We start from the raw sequence: 14,947 nt of genomic DNA on the forward strand, positions 1-14,947 counted from the left end.
TGGGGGGAAATAAAGATGTCGAAACAAACATCGACTAAAGATCTTAACCGTACTTTAGGCTTTTGGGATTTAATGGGTGCATCTATAGGACAAATTATTGGGGCAGGTATTATGTCATTAACAGGAGTAGCCATAGGCATGACAGGAAGAGCTGTTCCTATAGCATTTGTACTTTCGGCAATAATGGTGTTAATTTCATATTATCCATTAACATTGATAAATACTGTTGCTAGATTTAGAGGTGGGGCATATTCAGTAATAGGATCTTTATTAGGGGAAAAATGGACCGGAGCTTATACAATAATATATATACTTACCAATGTATCCTTATCTATGTATTGTTTATCTTTCGCAGATTATGCAATGCCTTTCTTGCCAATGTTGCCTAGAAAATTATTAGCAGTGGGAATACTTGTATTACTGTATGTTCTAAATATGAAGGGCATAGATAAATTCTCTAAATTTCAAAATGTTATAGTTGTTACATTAGTTTTAGCATTAACTACTTTTTCTGTATTTGGGATAACTAAGTTAGAACCTAATTATTTAAATGAAGCGACCTTTATGACAGGTGGAATGCTTGGACTACTCAGAGCATCTGCACTTTTAACTTTTGCAACAGGTGGCGCAGCAATAATTGCTAACTTGTCCGGAGAAGCTAAAAACCCAACAAAAGATATTCCAAGAGTTATGATTGCTTCCACAATAGGAGTTGCAGTTTTGTATGCATTCATGGCTACAATTGCTGCAGGAGTACTACCGGTTGAACAAGTAGCTAACAAGCCTTTAACAATGGTTGCAGGTAAAACTTTACCTAAGTCACTTTACGTGTTTTTTATAATAGGTGGAGCCTGGTTTGCGCTAATATCGACTCTTAACTCACAATTAGCATCAGCAACAAAACCAATTATGCAGGCGTGTAATGATGGTTGGTTCCCAAATAAATTAGCAACATTGCATCCCAAATATAAAACCCCAATAATTTTATTAACATTCTTTTTTATGGTAGGATTTTTACCAATTGTATTTAACTTAGATATAAGTATTTTATCTAAAATTACAACTACCGTAGGAAGCGTACTTAACTCAATGGTAGCATTATGTTTATTAAACGTTAGTAAAGTAATGCCAGAAGCATGGGAAAAGTCACCTCTAAAAGTATCTAGATTTGTGACTAAAATGTTGGTTACAGTTGCAGTTTTAATTTATGCACTGCAAGCTGTTTTACTAGGTTCAAGTCTTTCTTTACCATTACTTCTTGGAAATATTTCAGTTATAGTTTTTGCATTTATATTTGCTCAAGTTAGATATGCTAGTGGTAAAGTTAAATGCGAAAGAAGTTATGAAGTAGAATAAACTTTTAGATAATATTAAAAAAGAAGCAGCAGATTAGGTTGCTTCTTTTTACTTACAAATAATCAAATTACATGTTATAATTATCATTGCTTTAGCATGTTGAAAGAAAAATTAATGTATACTACGAATCTTATTAAAGTTTTTATTTGAATTTATATTTAAAAGTCTTTTAATTGAATTCTCATAGACATTATTTCACAACAGCAATAATTTTTTGAGGTGATACTATGGCATATAATATTATTGATTTGCTTAATAAGGCTATAAGCGTTTCAATTAGAAAAAGAGAAATTTATGAAAATATAAAGCGAAAAGAATACAATGTTCCATCAATGGAAATAATACCAAAGATTTTAATAAAGAAAATTGATAATACTATTGAGTATTATGAAGCTTTAAAAAAGGAAATAGGAAATGAGAGTTTTGAGGAGATTGATATTAGAATATATGATAGAATTTCCTTTTTAATAAATGAATTTAGTAAAAAAATATATGAGCCAGAAATTAATAATGTTAGGGAGTTTTTAGAGTTTTCACTTGGTCTAGAAAAAGATACATATTCTTTGATTATTGATATACAAGGAAGGTTTACAGAGAATACCAGTGATGTACATACAAAAACATATAAAATTTTATCAGCTATGATTAGTAATAAAGCTGATTTTGTGGCAACACTTGAAAAGATTCTAAAATAAAATATAAAGCTTTTTAAAACATTGTATTATTCAAAAGTTGAATTTTACGATGTTTTTACTTTTTAATAAGATTATTAAATAAGATTTAAATGTAATTTTTTTGAATTTATGGATAAAATATATGAATGAAATTTAATATATGGTAAAATGACTTTGTGATTGTTCTTAAAATTTCCATACATTCGTAAAGTGCTTAACAAATAAGATGTTTTAAAAATAAATAACATTTAATATAAAATATCTTAATTTAAGGTATTAATATATAAATTAAAATTTTTAAGGGGGAAAGAGATGAAGTATGATTTTAAAACATTGGCACCAAGAAAAGGCACTGGTTCTGAAAAGTGGGAACAAATGTATGCTTGGAATCCGCATGTTACAGATGATGTAGTTCCATTTTCAGTGGCAGATATGGAACTTAAGAGTCCACCAGAGATAATTAATGAGCTGAAGAAATTTTTAGATAATGCTATTCTTGGATATACAATGCCTTATGATGGATTTTATAATGCCGTTATAGCTTGGCAAAAAACTAGACATAATTGGAATATAAGGAAAGAATGGATTGTAAATACCCCTGGAGTTGTAGATGCATTTTATGCGGCGGTGAGAGCTTTTACTAACCCTGGTGATGGTGTAATTATATTCAAGCCGGTATATTACCCATTTTCAATGGCTATTGCTGACAATGAAAGAGAACTTGTTAATTGCCCGCTCATTAACACCAATGGATATTACACAATTGATTATAATAAATTTGATGAGCTAGCTAAAGATCCTAAAAATAAGCTCCTTATTTTTTGCAGCCCACATAACCCAGTTGGAAGAGTATGGAACAAGGGAGAATTAGAAAAAGTAGCTGAAATAGCTATTAAAAATGATTTGATTGTAGTATCTGATGAAATTTGGAACGATTTAATTATGCCTGGATATAATCATAATGTATTTGCAACAATAAGCGAGGAGCTAAATGATAGACTTATCACCTGCACAGCTCCATCTAAGACATTTAATTTAGCAGGGCTCGCAATTTCAAATATTATCATATCAAATGAAAAGTTAAGAAATGAATTTAAAAAAGCAATTAAAGTTGTTCATGGAGGGACCGTAAATATATTAGGATATAAGGCATGTGAAATAGGTTATACAAAATGTGAAGGCTGGCTTGAAGAACTGATCAAACTAATTGATATAAATCAAAAGATTGTTAAAAAGTTCTTTGATGATAATTTTCCTAAAATAAAAGCTCCATTGATAGAAGGAACTTATTTACAATGGATTGACTTTAATGCACTAAAAATGGCAAATAAGTTATTAGAAAAATTTATGCATATGGAAGCAGAGCTATTTCTAGACGAAGGATATATCTTTGGTGAAGAGGGAAGCGGATATGAAAGAATAAATTTAGCAGCACCAACTCATGTAATTGAAAAGGCCCTTGAAAGACTTGAAAAAGCCTTAAAAAAGGTTTATAGGTAATAAAGGGAAAAAAGCTTTTATGCAGAAGTTATATAGCGAGGGGATGTGAAATTTATGGATAAGTACAAAATACCATTGGGGACTTTAGTTGAGGTAGAGCATATTGACTTAGAAGCGGATAAAAAGAATCATGGAGTAAGGCTTTATGTTGTAGCACATCATAAAGATGCAAAAGGAATACCAGTATATTCTCTAGGGCTAAAAGGAGAAACAAATGCTTTAAAAATGTATAATGGATATTACGAGGAAAATTTGAGAGTTATTGATAAAATATCTGTTGAGTTAACTAAGGATGAAATAAGGGATATAGTTCAGTGGGGAGAGACCTGTGAAGAAGAAGGTTGGCTCATTGAAAAGGAAGTAAATTTAAAAGATAGGTTAAGCAAAATTATTTAATAGATATTGGATTCAAGTCTAGCAGTGTATAATACTGCTAGATTTTTCATTTACTACTTGACGCGTACTACGCGTGGCGATATAATGGACTTATACTACGGAAGACGTAATAAGAAGAGAATTAGTATGAAGAAGCAATAAGTCTATGTATGATAGGGTTATTTTTATAAGAAATTCCTTGAATATCAAGTCACTTTAGGAGGTGTAAGAATTGAAAGATAAAATACAAGACTCTCCATTGACGGAGACCGCGTTACTGGTTTTATTATCTATGTACCAACCCAATCATGGTTATGGTGTGATGCAATTTGTAGAGGAAAAGACGAAGGGGAGAGTTGTTTTTGGACCAGGCACATTATATGGTGCTATTAATAACCTAGTAAAGAAAAAATGGATTACTCCTTGCCCTGAGGTAAAAGGAGAACGAAAGAAAGAGTATATTATTACTGATTTAGGTAAAGTACAGGTAAATATGGAATTAGAGAGGCTGAAGGAAATTTACAATATAGGAATGGAAATCACAAGTGTGGGAGGTGTAAATAATGATAAACAAGTTTAAGATTTTTATAAATCCAATTGAAGGACAAGAAAAATGGCTGAATGAAAAAGCGAAAGAAGGATTTAGGTTATCAAAGGCAGGTAGGTTCATTTATAAATTTGAAAAAAGCGAGCCTATGAAATACCAGTATGCAGTGGATTACGTTGGAAATAAGACTATTGCAGAGCGTAAAGAATATGAGAACTTTTTAGGTGAAGTGGAAATTAAATATTTTCAAAAACCGCTGAACCTTGGACAATTTTCGTTGGGGAGAGTCAAGTATCGGCCATACGCAAATCCAGGTGGAAAGATGGCAACATCTCAAGGAATGATTAATAGAGAACTTCTCATTTTAGAAAAAAGAAATAACGGGAAGCCTTTTGACATATATAGCAATGTAAGGGATAAAATTATGTCTTTAAGAGAAAGAAGGAAGCCGTATATTTATCTATTTACTTTTATGCTTCTTATGGAGCTGCATATCAGTTATATTGATAAATCATTAATCAATATCTCTTACTGGAGTAATGGAAATATCAGTGTTCTAGATAATACAGCTTTATCAATTTTGGCAGGAGTAATAGGGATCATCTCTGTCATAAGGATAATGCAATTATCTCTATCAATAAAGACACTAAAAGCAAGGGGAAATATTCATGAATGAAAAAGGCTTTGATTAGTGCCACCCACATGGCAAGTGGCAAGTGAAAACTCCAGAAGTTTATAAAAATAGGTTTCTGGAGTTTTTGTTTTATAGTTAATACCGTTTTATTCCATGGGTCTGGCCCCATAATTCACAAACCAATCTATAAGCCTTCTAGCAATACTGCCTCCTAAAGGAAGATTAGGAAATTCGTCTACACTATAAAAAGAAGCATCATCAATTTCAATACCATCAACTGTTACATCACCTCCGCCATATTCACAAGTGAAGGCTACCATTAAGGAATCAGGAAAAGGCCAAGGCTGGCTGCCAAAATACTTTATATTTTTAACGTTTAGGCCTATTTCCTCAAAAACTTCCCGCCGAACACAATCTTCAAAGGTTTCCCCAGGTTCTATAAAACCGGCTATTACGCTGTACATGTCTTTAGGGAAATTAGTATTATGTGCAAGCAGTAACTTATTATCCTTAATGACAGCTGTTATTATAGCGGGAGATATTCTAGGATAATTAATAAAACCACATTTAGGACAAATTTTCGCTATTTCATCTTCTTTATTCTTTACTAAGGTTCCGCATTTGCTGCAGTACTTATATGTACTGTTCCATGTTATAAGATGAAAGGCTTTTGCAGCTAAATTAAAAAAGGCGTTATCCATTAGACTTATAAGTATACGCAATTTATAAAATTTAAATTCACAAGTTTTACTCAAGGATGTATGCACTTCGCCAAAAAGAAAATCTTTATTATCTTTTGATGTTAGAAAACATAAATTATTTAAAGTTACACCTAAGGTTTTCAAATCATTATCATTAGGCATTAATACATGTCCATCTTCTATCTTAGCTAGTAATTTATCATCATTAAAAACAAAATGTAATTTATTATTCATAATTAAATACCTTTTCTTACTCTATATTTGTTGTGTTCTATAATATCAGTATAAATATTACAACAAATATAATCAATTCTTTATGAAATAATAATGGTATAAAAGATATAGTAAATTAAGTTTAACAAGAAAACTACAGAAGTTTATTAAGGATAAAATTCTGTAGTTTTTATAGGGAGATATTAAAGTAAGCTGCATAGATATTATTGCTGAGAGAGTACTTTATACAGTGAAATTAAATCTCTAAAAATTCTGTTTTTATATTATCCATAATTTTAGATATTGGAATTTTAAATTCAGGGATTCCCTCATCATAAGTACCGATTTCACATAATGGGAAATAGACTACAATATTTCCGGGGGCAATATAAAATGACTGTGTATCTGAAATACCCTTAAAATTTTTATGATTAGCATAGTCGTCTTTGTAGATGCCTCCATTTTGTTCTATATCTTTTTTCATTTGCTGTGCAGCATCTTGAATTTGTGTTTTTATTTCTTTATTTATCACATCTTTGTAGTTTGAGTCATCTTTAAATAAATCCTTTAAAGTTATTTCTTCTCCAGTATTAATATTGATATTTTTAGTTATCTTTTCATAATTTTCGCGAGCGCCACCTGTATACTCATGATAATTAACTGAAATGCTTAGTAAATTATTATCGTTATAATTTTCATTGAAATGTGTATATGCATATAATCCAGTATCATTTTTCGTTGATTCCTTTTCGCGCTCCCTGGTGATTTTCTCTATCTTGTCACTAAATTTCATTATATCTTTTTCAAAGCTGATATTTAATTTGCTTTGCAAGTTTGTATCCCTGAGTCCGTGTACTATTGGAATCCTTAAATCAGATGTAGTATTTCTTATTATTTTTTCTTTAACTTTTACTTGAGGATATTCTACATCAATATCTTTTTTTACACCTTTTTCAAAAGAAGAGAAAGGAATTTTGAACTCTTGAATGCCTGCTGCATAGGGTGCAATTTCGTAATGCCCATAACATACAACAATATTATTATCTTTAACATAGAAGGATTGAGTGTTTGAAATAAAATTCACTGTATTAAGAGCATCTTCAAAATATCCAGCTTCTTTTGATGCCATTTGCTTCTTTATTTCTTTACTTATTATCTCCTTATAATTTTCCCCTTCATAGAAAAAATCCTTTAATGTAGCTTCATTTCCAGTATCTAAATCTATATTAAAATTATTTTGTAATGTAGAACCATGTGCACCGCCTGTATATTGATAATAAATAACTGAAATACTTAATAAGTTATTTTGAGTAGCATGAACTTTATAATCTACAAAAGCAGCATAGGGGAGCATTGCCCATTCATTTTCTTTAGAATCTTTTAAAGCAAGCTGTGACGTTTCTTCCAAATCTAGTTTAAATGCTGTTATTTCCTCTTCTAACATATCATTTATTTTCTTTTGTATAGATTTGTCCTGAATCCCATCCACTACTGGAATTTTTATATTTACATCTATTGCGTCATTTTTATACTTAATTTCTTTAGTTTTAACAGTTATATTAGTTTTAACATCTGTAGGTGTATTCTTATCATTAAATTGAATTGCTGTAGGATTTTCTTCAGCTAATGCATAGGATCCATTCCCAAGTTCTAAAATACAAATAAGCCCTAAACACAGTATTTTTTTCATTTTAATATATTCCTTTCTTTTAATGTTTTAATATATTTTATACTTATAAGTATATACTTGTTTATCCAGTAATTGGTTACAATAAAAATACAAAAATACCATAGGTTAGAACATAGTTGGCAGAAGTGTGAAAAAAATAATTAGGAAGAATGAATAATTAATGATTATAATAGAAATAAGATAAAACAAAATGAAAGACTCAAATGGTTATTAAGTAAACTACTGAAAGATTTAAAGAAAGTTGGTGAAATTAATTGATTAATAATAGAATTGGATATGCATGCACTCCAACTTCTCTGCCATATAAAACTTCAAGAAGCTTTATGTTAAAAAATTATAATGAAGATATCTTTAATGAATGCGTTAGAGAAAATATAAATGATCTAATAAGTATATTAAGATGGAATAAAGAAAATGAAATTTATATGTTTAGAATAAGTTCTGATATTATACCCTTTGGTAGCCATTCTATTAACGAATTAAAATGGTGGGATACTCATAGAGAAGCACTCAGAGAATGTGGCATATTTATAAGGGAAAATAATATTAGGGTTTCAATGCATCCAGGACAATATACGGTTTTAAATTCTCCAAATGAAGAAGTAGTTAAAAAGAGTATTGCAGATTTAGAGTATCATTGTAGATTTTTAGATAGTATGGAAGTTGATTACTCCAATAAAATTGTACTTCATGTTGGAGGAGTATATGGAGATAAACATTCTGCAATAGAAAGATTTAAGCATAATTTTTATAGATTATCATATTCCATGAGGAAAAGACTCATAGTTGAAAATGATGATAAAAGTTATAACATAGAGGATGTGCTAGATATTTGTAATGCACTCAGTATTCCAGCGGTTTTTGATAATCTTCACCATAAGCTTAATAGCTGCTCATTAGAAATAGAAGATATTTTAAATGCTGTGAAAAGCACATGGAAAGCTGAGGATGGGAGGGTGAAACTTCATTATTCAGATCAGGATATTGATAAGAAAGGTGGGGCTCATTCTAAATTTGTTATTACTAAAAACTTTTTAAGCTACATGGAAAGTATTAAAAATTTAAATGCAGATGTGATGCTTGAAGTTAAGGATAAGGAAGTATCAGCTATAAAATGTACATATGCTCTTAAGGAAGATTTGGCCATATCAGAGAGAACAAAGCAGTGGGCAAAATACAAATACTCCTTAATGGAAAAGAATTATTCTTACTATAAAAAGTGCAGCAGCTTAGTAAATTCTATGGTGCATATGAAAGAGGTTTACATGTATATTGACCAGTGCCTACAAGAGTCTTTTGATGAAGGGAATTTTATAAATACAGCAGAACATGTATATGGGTATATAAAGGATAAGGTAACAATAAAAGAAAAAGGAAATTACAATGAACTTTTAAAAAATCCTACCGGAAATAAGGATAAGATAAAGAGTTTATTGCAAAAACTGTGCAAAAAATATAAAGCAGAGTATATAAACAATTCTTATTACTTTATTTATTAGCTTCAGTAAATATATTATAAAGAATTGTATATCGGAAGCAGATTAATAAAATGAGGGAATAAAATTTAACAAAAGTACAAAAGTATGTTAAGATACAAATGAAAAAGAGTTAGTTAACGGAAGGAAATATTATGTATAAGGTATTAGAAATTATAATGAAAATGACATTGGGATTTGCATTATGCGCATGTGGAACCGTAATGGCAATTAATTCAAATTTAGGATTAAGTCCATGGGATGTATTCCATCAAGGCTTAACAAATTTAACTAGTTTAACTATGGGTCAGGCCAGCATTATAGTTGGAGTAGCTATAGTGATACTCACAAGTATACTAGGACTTAAGGTAGGAATTGGAACTATATCTAATATATTAATGATTGGATATTTTATAGATTTTATAATGTATAGAAATCTTATTCCTGTTTGTAATAATATATATTCAGGTATATTTATGATGATAGTAGGAATGTTTTTAATAGCTATAGGTAGTTACTTATATGTAGCATGTGGAATGGGATGCGGTCCTAGAGACGGACTTATGATTGTGCTAGCAAAGATTACAGGTAAGCCTGTAGGAATTATAAGAGCATCTATAGAAATTGCAGCATTAACTGTTGGATGGTTTTTAGGTGGATTTGTTGGAATTGGAACATTAATTAATGCATTTGGGATAGGGTATTTTGTTCAAATAGTTTTTAAGATATTTAAGTTTGATGTAAAGTCATTAAAACATAAAAATATGAAGCAAGGTTTTATATTTGTGAAAGAGTGCATAACTCATTAAAATAATAAGAGAAAGTAAAGATTAATTATAATCATTTTTTCTACTTAAATTTAGTTTATTGTATATTAGAATTACGCTAAAAAGATGATTGGAAATAATACTAGGGACTAGAGGTGAAAGTTTATGATTAGAGAATTAGAAGCAAATGATATAAATAAAGTTATGGAAATATGGAAGCATGCTACTATAGAGGCACATAGCTTTATAAAGAAGGAATACTGGTTAGACAAGTATAACGAGGTTAAGGATGTATATATACCTATGTCTAAAACATTTATTTATGAAGAAAGTAATGGTACAAAAGGTTTTATAAGCATTTTAAATGATGACTTTATAGGAGCATTATTTGTGGACGTATCTAGCCAAGGAAAGGGAATTGGCAGCCAACTAGTTGAGTTTGCAAAGAAAAGATACCATACATTAAGTTTAGCTGTATATGAAAGCAATAAAAAGGCAGTGGAATTTTATAAAAATGTAGGTTTTGTTTTATATGAAGAAAAAATAGATGAAGTTACTAATGAAAAAGAATTAATTATGGGATGGAAATAGTAGGGAAACTACAGGAGTTTATGCAGAATAAATTGCTGTAGTTTTTATTTTATAATAAAACTAAAAAGAGTGTATGTTTTTAGAGATTTTTGTCGCGCAATTTTGTTAATAAAATAGAGGTTTTTCTATAAAAATAGAGAATTATATAAAAAATAAGTATATGGTAAGATATAGTAATAAAAGCAGAAATAAGCTAGAAACAAGCTATCTTTGGTAATCTTAAGAGCGTTAATAAAGCAATTAAGGGGGTATTAAAAATTAATACTAATAGACTAAAAATAAACAAATATTCATTGAGATGGTTTATTCCAATGTTTTTATTAGTTGTAATATTAGGCTGCTTTTTTGTAAATAGGACCACTAACAAACCAATAATTATTGGATTTGCTTCTCAATTGACAGGAAGACAAGCTGAGCTTGGAGTTGAAGAACGTAATGGGGTACAACTGGCGGTAGAGAAAATTAATTGTTCTGGTGGAATTGCTGGGCAGAAAATTCAATTAATTACTCGGGATGATTTTGGGATACCCGAGAAGGCTAAGGTAGTTGATGGCGAATTAATTAAGGAAGGGGCTGTTGCTATCATAGGGCATACAACAAGTGAACAAACCTTATCAGGCTTAAAGGTAACAAACCCTGCTAATGTGGTAATGATAGGTCCAACTGTTTCTACTGCTGAACTAAGCAATTTAGATGATTATTTTTTTCGGGTGCATCCATCATTTGAAGATGGTTCTCAAATTTTCTCAAGATACATTTACCATAAAATGGACATAGCTCAGCTAGCAATTATTTATGATATAGATAACTATGCATACTCTAAGAGATATTGTAAAAACTTTGGTGATAAGTTCCAAACATTAGGTGGAAATATAACTGGTGAAGCTGATTTTTCGTCCGTAGCTAAACCAGATTTTCTTCCACTATTGTCAAAGTTACGTGAAGCTAAGGCAGATGGATTGCTTATTATAGCTTCAGATATTGATACAGCCTTTATTGCTCAAAGAGCTCGACTTATGGGATGGAAGGTTCCACTATTTACATCATCCTGGGCTGCAACAGATAAACTAATTAAAAATGGTGGGAAGGCAGTTGAAGGGCTAATAATTGAGCAAGCCTATGGATTAAGCAGTCAAACATCAACTTTTAATGATTTTAAGCTTTGCTATGAAGATAGGTTTGGAAATGTACCATCATACGGAGCAACTCTTGCTTATGATGCTGCTATGATATTAGCAGCAGCTCTTAAAAAGACTGAAGGAAAAGCTAAGGGATTAAAGCAGGCATTAATAAACATTAATGATTTTCAAGGTGTTATGGGCACATTCTCTTTTAATCAATTTGGTGATGTTAAGCGTCCTCTTTATTTAAGTACAATTCGTAACGGAAAATTTATTAATATAGATATGTTGACTTACAGCGGTCATGGGGGTGAGTAGATAATGGAGTGTACCAAAGAGTCACCGTGCCTTCGGCAAGTAGTTTTACATTTACTACTTTATCGTTTGTTTATTCCATTAGTGTTGGTAGGGGTGATTGCTAATTTAGGTATGGCTTATTCAGCTGAACAAAATCTTATAAAACAACAGAAACAAGTAATACAGTCAGTAGTTGATACAGTAGGGTATCATATTGACCAAGGCGGAAGAATATTAGATGCTGTTGCTAGAGTAGCTGAAACATCAGGAGAGGCAAACTTATCAATTTTTATGGAAAGCACTTGGAAAGCCTACGGCTATTTTGAAACCATATATTATCTCGATGAAGGTAATAAAATTAAGCTAATGATGCCTTCCGATTATCGGTATACAGGTTTAGATATGTCTAATATACTAAGCTTTAAAAAAAGTGGAGGTAACAAAGATATTACCATTTCTCTACCATTTATTTCCCCACGTACAGGTGAACCAACGGTTTATTTAAATAGAGCCCTTTCAAATGGAGGATATGTGATTGGAGAATTGAATCTAGGGTTGTTTCAACAGGACATTTTAAGCATATCAGATAAATCAAATAAAGATTTTGTATTTATTATGGATGGAACAGGTAAGCTATTAGCGCACCCATCTTCTGATATGGTTAAACAGCAAATTAATTTCAGTAATCTAGGGATGTATCAGAGCATACTAACTGGAAAAACTAATGATTTTTATATGTATAATGGACGAAGATTTATTGGTAGTGCTGCAAAACTTGAAGGAACTGGATGGATCATTGTAGATCAAGTTCCATTGTCTGTTTTTTTTAGTACATATGCGTTAACCTTGGGGCTAACATTATTGGCCTCAGTAATTATTTGGCTGATTTTGGTGAGAAATTTGGGTAAAGAGCTTCAGCGATATGTGGTTACTCCTTTAGAGCATCTTAGTAGAGGAACAAATGCATTAACAGCCGGAGATTTTAGTCAATATAATTCAATAGAATCTATTCCAACTGCATTTAATGAGTTAAATAAACTTGCAGCAGATTTTAAGTTCATGAATTACAACCTACAAGTGCGAGAAAATTCGCTTCAAGAAAGTGAAAAGCGTTACAGAGGGCTCTTTAATAGGGTTCCAATCGGACTTTTCAGTGTTACCATAAGCGGTGAAATATTGAATGTTAATCCAATGGTTGTATTTATATTGGGATATCCAAGTAAAGAAGAATTATTTAAAATGAATATTAACAACTTACTATATAAACCTTCAATGGATAATACAAAAGAGGAAGCTGTAATTGGAGATATATGGAATGAAAAAAGCTTTGAAACACAGCTTAAACACTATGATGGAACAATTATCTGGGTGCAGATAAATGTAAACATTGTTTGTGATGCTAAAGATGAAAAGATGTACTTAGAAGGAAGTATTCAAGACATTACCCAACGTAAACACACAGAAAATATGATTAAGAAGCAGCAAGAACTCTTGCTTAAAGCAGAAATAGAAAAGCGAGAAATACTAGAAAAAGCCCTTGTTATGAAAGATCAGTTCATATCTTTAATCAGTCATGAATTTAAAACTCCTTTAAATGTTATTTATTCAGCTATTCAATTGATTGAGTGCATATATTTTAATCAGATATCAGATCGTGTTAAAGAACTTATTGGAAGTATAAAGACAAATACATTTAGGCAGCTCAGACTTGCAAATAATTTATTAGATATTACAAAGTTAAATTCAGGGCATTTTAAATTAAACATGAAAAACATTGATATAGTATTCTTAATTGAAGCTATTACTGAGTCAGTAGAGTTATATGCAAACCAAAAGAATATTGAAATATCTTTTGACTCAAATATGATAACTAAGATTATTAGTATTGATGAGGAAAAAGTTGAAAGGATTATATTAAATATTCTTTCAAATGCTATAAAATTTACGAACAATGGTGGAAGAGTGGATGTTATACTTAGTGAAAATAGTGAATTAGACTTAGTAGAGATTAAAATAATAGACACAGGTATAGGAATTCCAAAGGATAAGCAGGAATTAATATTTGAGCGATTTGGACAAGTTGATAGCAACTTATCTAGACAAGCAGAAGGAACAGGAATTGGATTATCACTTGTAAAATCATTAGTTGATATTTTAGAAGGAGCAATAGAAGTTAAAAGTGAATTAGGCGTTGGCAGCACTTTTATTATAAAATTACCTGTAAAGGAAGGAATAGTGGATGATGAAGTTGAAGCTTGTTTAGACTTTGACAATAGGCTAGTAAATGAAATTAAAGTTGAATTTTCTGATATTTATTTATAAGGTTTTAATTAATTGAGAATAGTTTTATGATAAAGGGAGGTAGTCATGCATTTATTGGAGATAAAGAGTACTGGGAGGAAAAGTTTGCATGTAGAGGAGATAAACCCTTAAGCCCAGAAAAATCACTGGTTGAAAACATTAAATACTTTAAAGATGGTTCTGTTTTGGATGTTGCCTGTGGAGATGGTAGAAATGGATTATTCCTTATGGAAAATGGCTTTAAAGTAACAGGAGTTGATTTCAGCAGTAAAGCACTTGAGCGATTTAAAATATTTGCTGAAAGAAAAAAATATGTCCTTAATACAAAGCAAATTGATTTAAGCCAAGGGAGTTCACTTAAGGATATTGGTATATTCGATAATATTTTAATTAACCATTATAAATTAAGTAGTGAGCAACTTGCAGATACAGAAAATCATATAACAGATGAAGGCATTTTATTTATATGTGGTTTTGGGCATAAGCACAAGGTTGATCATAAGATAAAAAAAGAAGATTTAATTCAAGAAGCGGATTTTATAAATATTAAAAAGTTGTTTCACTTAATTAAGTACATTGAAAATGAGGAAACGGGGGATTTTTTGTTACCTATATTTTTCGCAGGAAAGTATAAATAAAAGTTTATGATATTCCATTTAATAAACAAAAACCCTTCTATGCAATGAAGGGTTTTTTAGTATGTAA

The 14,947-nt window shown here is 30.6% G+C and carries 14 protein-coding genes; 12 read left to right on the forward strand and 2 right to left on the reverse strand.

Annotated features, from left to right (window positions below; genetic code table 11):
- The first annotated feature begins 15 nt into the window (after window positions 1-15).
- The 6 genes from JOC70_RS15110 to JOC70_RS15135 all read left to right on the forward strand — a co-directional run bounded on the left by JOC70_RS15110 (window position 16) and on the right by JOC70_RS15135 (window position 5,128).
- On the forward strand, window positions 16-1,356 hold the full coding sequence (locus JOC70_RS15110) for an APC family permease (RefSeq protein ID WP_204599726.1): 1,341 nt from the start codon (window positions 16-18) through the stop codon (window positions 1,354-1,356).
- A gap of 227 nt (window positions 1,357-1,583) precedes the next feature.
- On the forward strand, window positions 1,584-2,051 hold the full coding sequence (locus JOC70_RS15115) for a hypothetical protein (RefSeq protein ID WP_204599727.1): 468 nt from the start codon (window positions 1,584-1,586) through the stop codon (window positions 2,049-2,051).
- 291 nt (window positions 2,052-2,342) lie between these two features.
- Window positions 2,343-3,530 (forward strand): MalY/PatB family protein, encoded by a 1,188-nt coding sequence (locus tag JOC70_RS15120; RefSeq protein ID WP_204599728.1) that lies wholly within the window; start codon window positions 2,343-2,345, stop codon window positions 3,528-3,530.
- Between the two features lie 54 nt (window positions 3,531-3,584).
- Complete coding sequence (locus JOC70_RS15125; RefSeq protein WP_204599729.1) at window positions 3,585-3,926, forward strand: hypothetical protein; 342 nt, start codon at window positions 3,585-3,587, stop codon at window positions 3,924-3,926.
- 211 nt (window positions 3,927-4,137) lie between these two features.
- Window positions 4,138-4,485, forward strand: a complete 348-nt coding sequence (locus tag JOC70_RS15130; RefSeq protein WP_204599730.1) for a PadR family transcriptional regulator — start codon at window positions 4,138-4,140, stop codon at window positions 4,483-4,485.
- Window positions 4,469-5,128 (forward strand): DUF2812 domain-containing protein, encoded by a 660-nt coding sequence (locus JOC70_RS15135; RefSeq protein WP_204599731.1) that lies wholly within the window; start codon window positions 4,469-4,471, stop codon window positions 5,126-5,128. Before JOC70_RS15130 ends, JOC70_RS15135 begins: the two co-directional genes overlap by 17 nt.
- Before the next feature lie 104 nt (window positions 5,129-5,232).
- Here JOC70_RS15135 and nudC read toward each other — a convergent pair whose 3' ends face one another.
- Both nudC and JOC70_RS15145 read right to left on the reverse strand, forming a co-directional pair.
- Window positions 5,233-6,021 carry an NAD(+) diphosphatase gene (nudC, locus tag JOC70_RS15140; RefSeq protein ID WP_204599732.1) on the reverse strand — a complete coding sequence of 263 codons (789 nt, stop codon included), beginning with the start codon at window positions 6,019-6,021 and terminating at the stop codon, window positions 5,233-5,235.
- 235 nt (window positions 6,022-6,256) lie between these two features.
- On the reverse strand, window positions 6,257-7,690 hold the full coding sequence (locus JOC70_RS15145; RefSeq protein ID WP_204599733.1) for a PdaC/SigV domain-containing protein: 1,434 nt from the start codon (window positions 7,688-7,690) through the stop codon (window positions 6,257-6,259).
- Window positions 7,691-7,944: 254 nt separating this feature from the next.
- Here JOC70_RS15145 and uvsE point away from each other — a divergent pair, with 254 nt between their 5' ends.
- From uvsE to JOC70_RS15175, 6 genes are all read left to right on the forward strand, one after another.
- Window positions 7,945-9,189, forward strand: a complete 1,245-nt coding sequence (gene uvsE, locus JOC70_RS15150; RefSeq protein ID WP_243429151.1) for a UV DNA damage repair endonuclease UvsE — start codon at window positions 7,945-7,947, stop codon at window positions 9,187-9,189.
- A 131-nt stretch (window positions 9,190-9,320) separates the two neighbouring features.
- Complete coding sequence (locus JOC70_RS15155) at window positions 9,321-9,974, forward strand: YczE/YyaS/YitT family protein (RefSeq protein WP_204599734.1); 654 nt, start codon at window positions 9,321-9,323, stop codon at window positions 9,972-9,974.
- A gap of 123 nt (window positions 9,975-10,097) precedes the next feature.
- The gene (locus JOC70_RS15160; protein WP_204599735.1) at window positions 10,098-10,523 is read left to right on the forward strand and encodes an N-acetyltransferase; all 426 of its coding nucleotides are present in this window, start codon (window positions 10,098-10,100) and stop codon (window positions 10,521-10,523) included.
- Between the two features lie 311 nt (window positions 10,524-10,834).
- Entirely contained in the window at window positions 10,835-11,962 is a 1,128-nt protein-coding gene (locus JOC70_RS15165; RefSeq protein ID WP_204599736.1) for an ABC transporter substrate-binding protein, read from the forward strand.
- A gap of 3 nt (window positions 11,963-11,965) precedes the next feature.
- Window positions 11,966-14,263, forward strand: coding sequence for an ATP-binding protein (locus JOC70_RS15170; RefSeq protein ID WP_204599737.1), 2,298 nt, complete (start codon window positions 11,966-11,968; stop codon window positions 14,261-14,263).
- Window positions 14,264-14,289: 26 nt separating this feature from the next.
- On the forward strand, window positions 14,290-14,880 hold the full coding sequence (locus JOC70_RS15175; RefSeq protein WP_243429152.1) for a class I SAM-dependent methyltransferase: 591 nt from the start codon (window positions 14,290-14,292) through the stop codon (window positions 14,878-14,880).
- Window positions 14,881-14,947: the final 67 nt, after the last annotated feature.

It is taken from the genome of Clostridium pascui (assembly GCF_016908015.1).
Classification (GTDB): domain Bacteria; phylum Bacillota; class Clostridia; order Clostridiales; family Clostridiaceae; genus Clostridium_AK; species Clostridium_AK pascui.

Excerpts from the sequence above, each read along its gene's own strand:
- JOC70_RS15110 (WP_204599726.1), top strand. The coding sequence starts at position 16 with ATGTCGAAACAAACATCGACTAAAGATCTTAACCGTACTTTAGGCTTT.
- JOC70_RS15115 (WP_204599727.1), top strand. The coding sequence starts at position 1,584 with ATGGCATATAATATTATTGATTTGCTTAATAAGGCTATAAGCGTTTCA.
- JOC70_RS15120 (WP_204599728.1), top strand. The coding sequence starts at position 2,343 with ATGAAGTATGATTTTAAAACATTGGCACCAAGAAAAGGCACTGGTTCT.
- JOC70_RS15125 (WP_204599729.1), top strand. The coding sequence starts at position 3,585 with ATGGATAAGTACAAAATACCATTGGGGACTTTAGTTGAGGTAGAGCAT.
- JOC70_RS15135 (WP_204599731.1), top strand. The coding sequence starts at position 4,469 with ATGATAAACAAGTTTAAGATTTTTATAAATCCAATTGAAGGACAAGAA.
- nudC (WP_204599732.1), bottom strand. The coding sequence starts at position 6,021 with ATGAATAATAAATTACATTTTGTTTTTAATGATGATAAATTACTAGCT.
- JOC70_RS15145 (WP_204599733.1), bottom strand. The coding sequence starts at position 7,690 with ATGAAAAAAATACTGTGTTTAGGGCTTATTTGTATTTTAGAACTTGGG.
- JOC70_RS15155 (WP_204599734.1), top strand. The coding sequence starts at position 9,321 with ATGTATAAGGTATTAGAAATTATAATGAAAATGACATTGGGATTTGCA.
- JOC70_RS15160 (WP_204599735.1), top strand. The coding sequence starts at position 10,098 with ATGATTAGAGAATTAGAAGCAAATGATATAAATAAAGTTATGGAAATA.
- JOC70_RS15165 (WP_204599736.1), top strand. The coding sequence starts at position 10,835 with ATGTTTTTATTAGTTGTAATATTAGGCTGCTTTTTTGTAAATAGGACC.
- JOC70_RS15170 (WP_204599737.1), top strand. The coding sequence starts at position 11,966 with ATGGAGTGTACCAAAGAGTCACCGTGCCTTCGGCAAGTAGTTTTACAT.
- JOC70_RS15175 (WP_243429152.1), top strand. The coding sequence starts at position 14,290 with ATGATAAAGGGAGGTAGTCATGCATTTATTGGAGATAAAGAGTACTGG.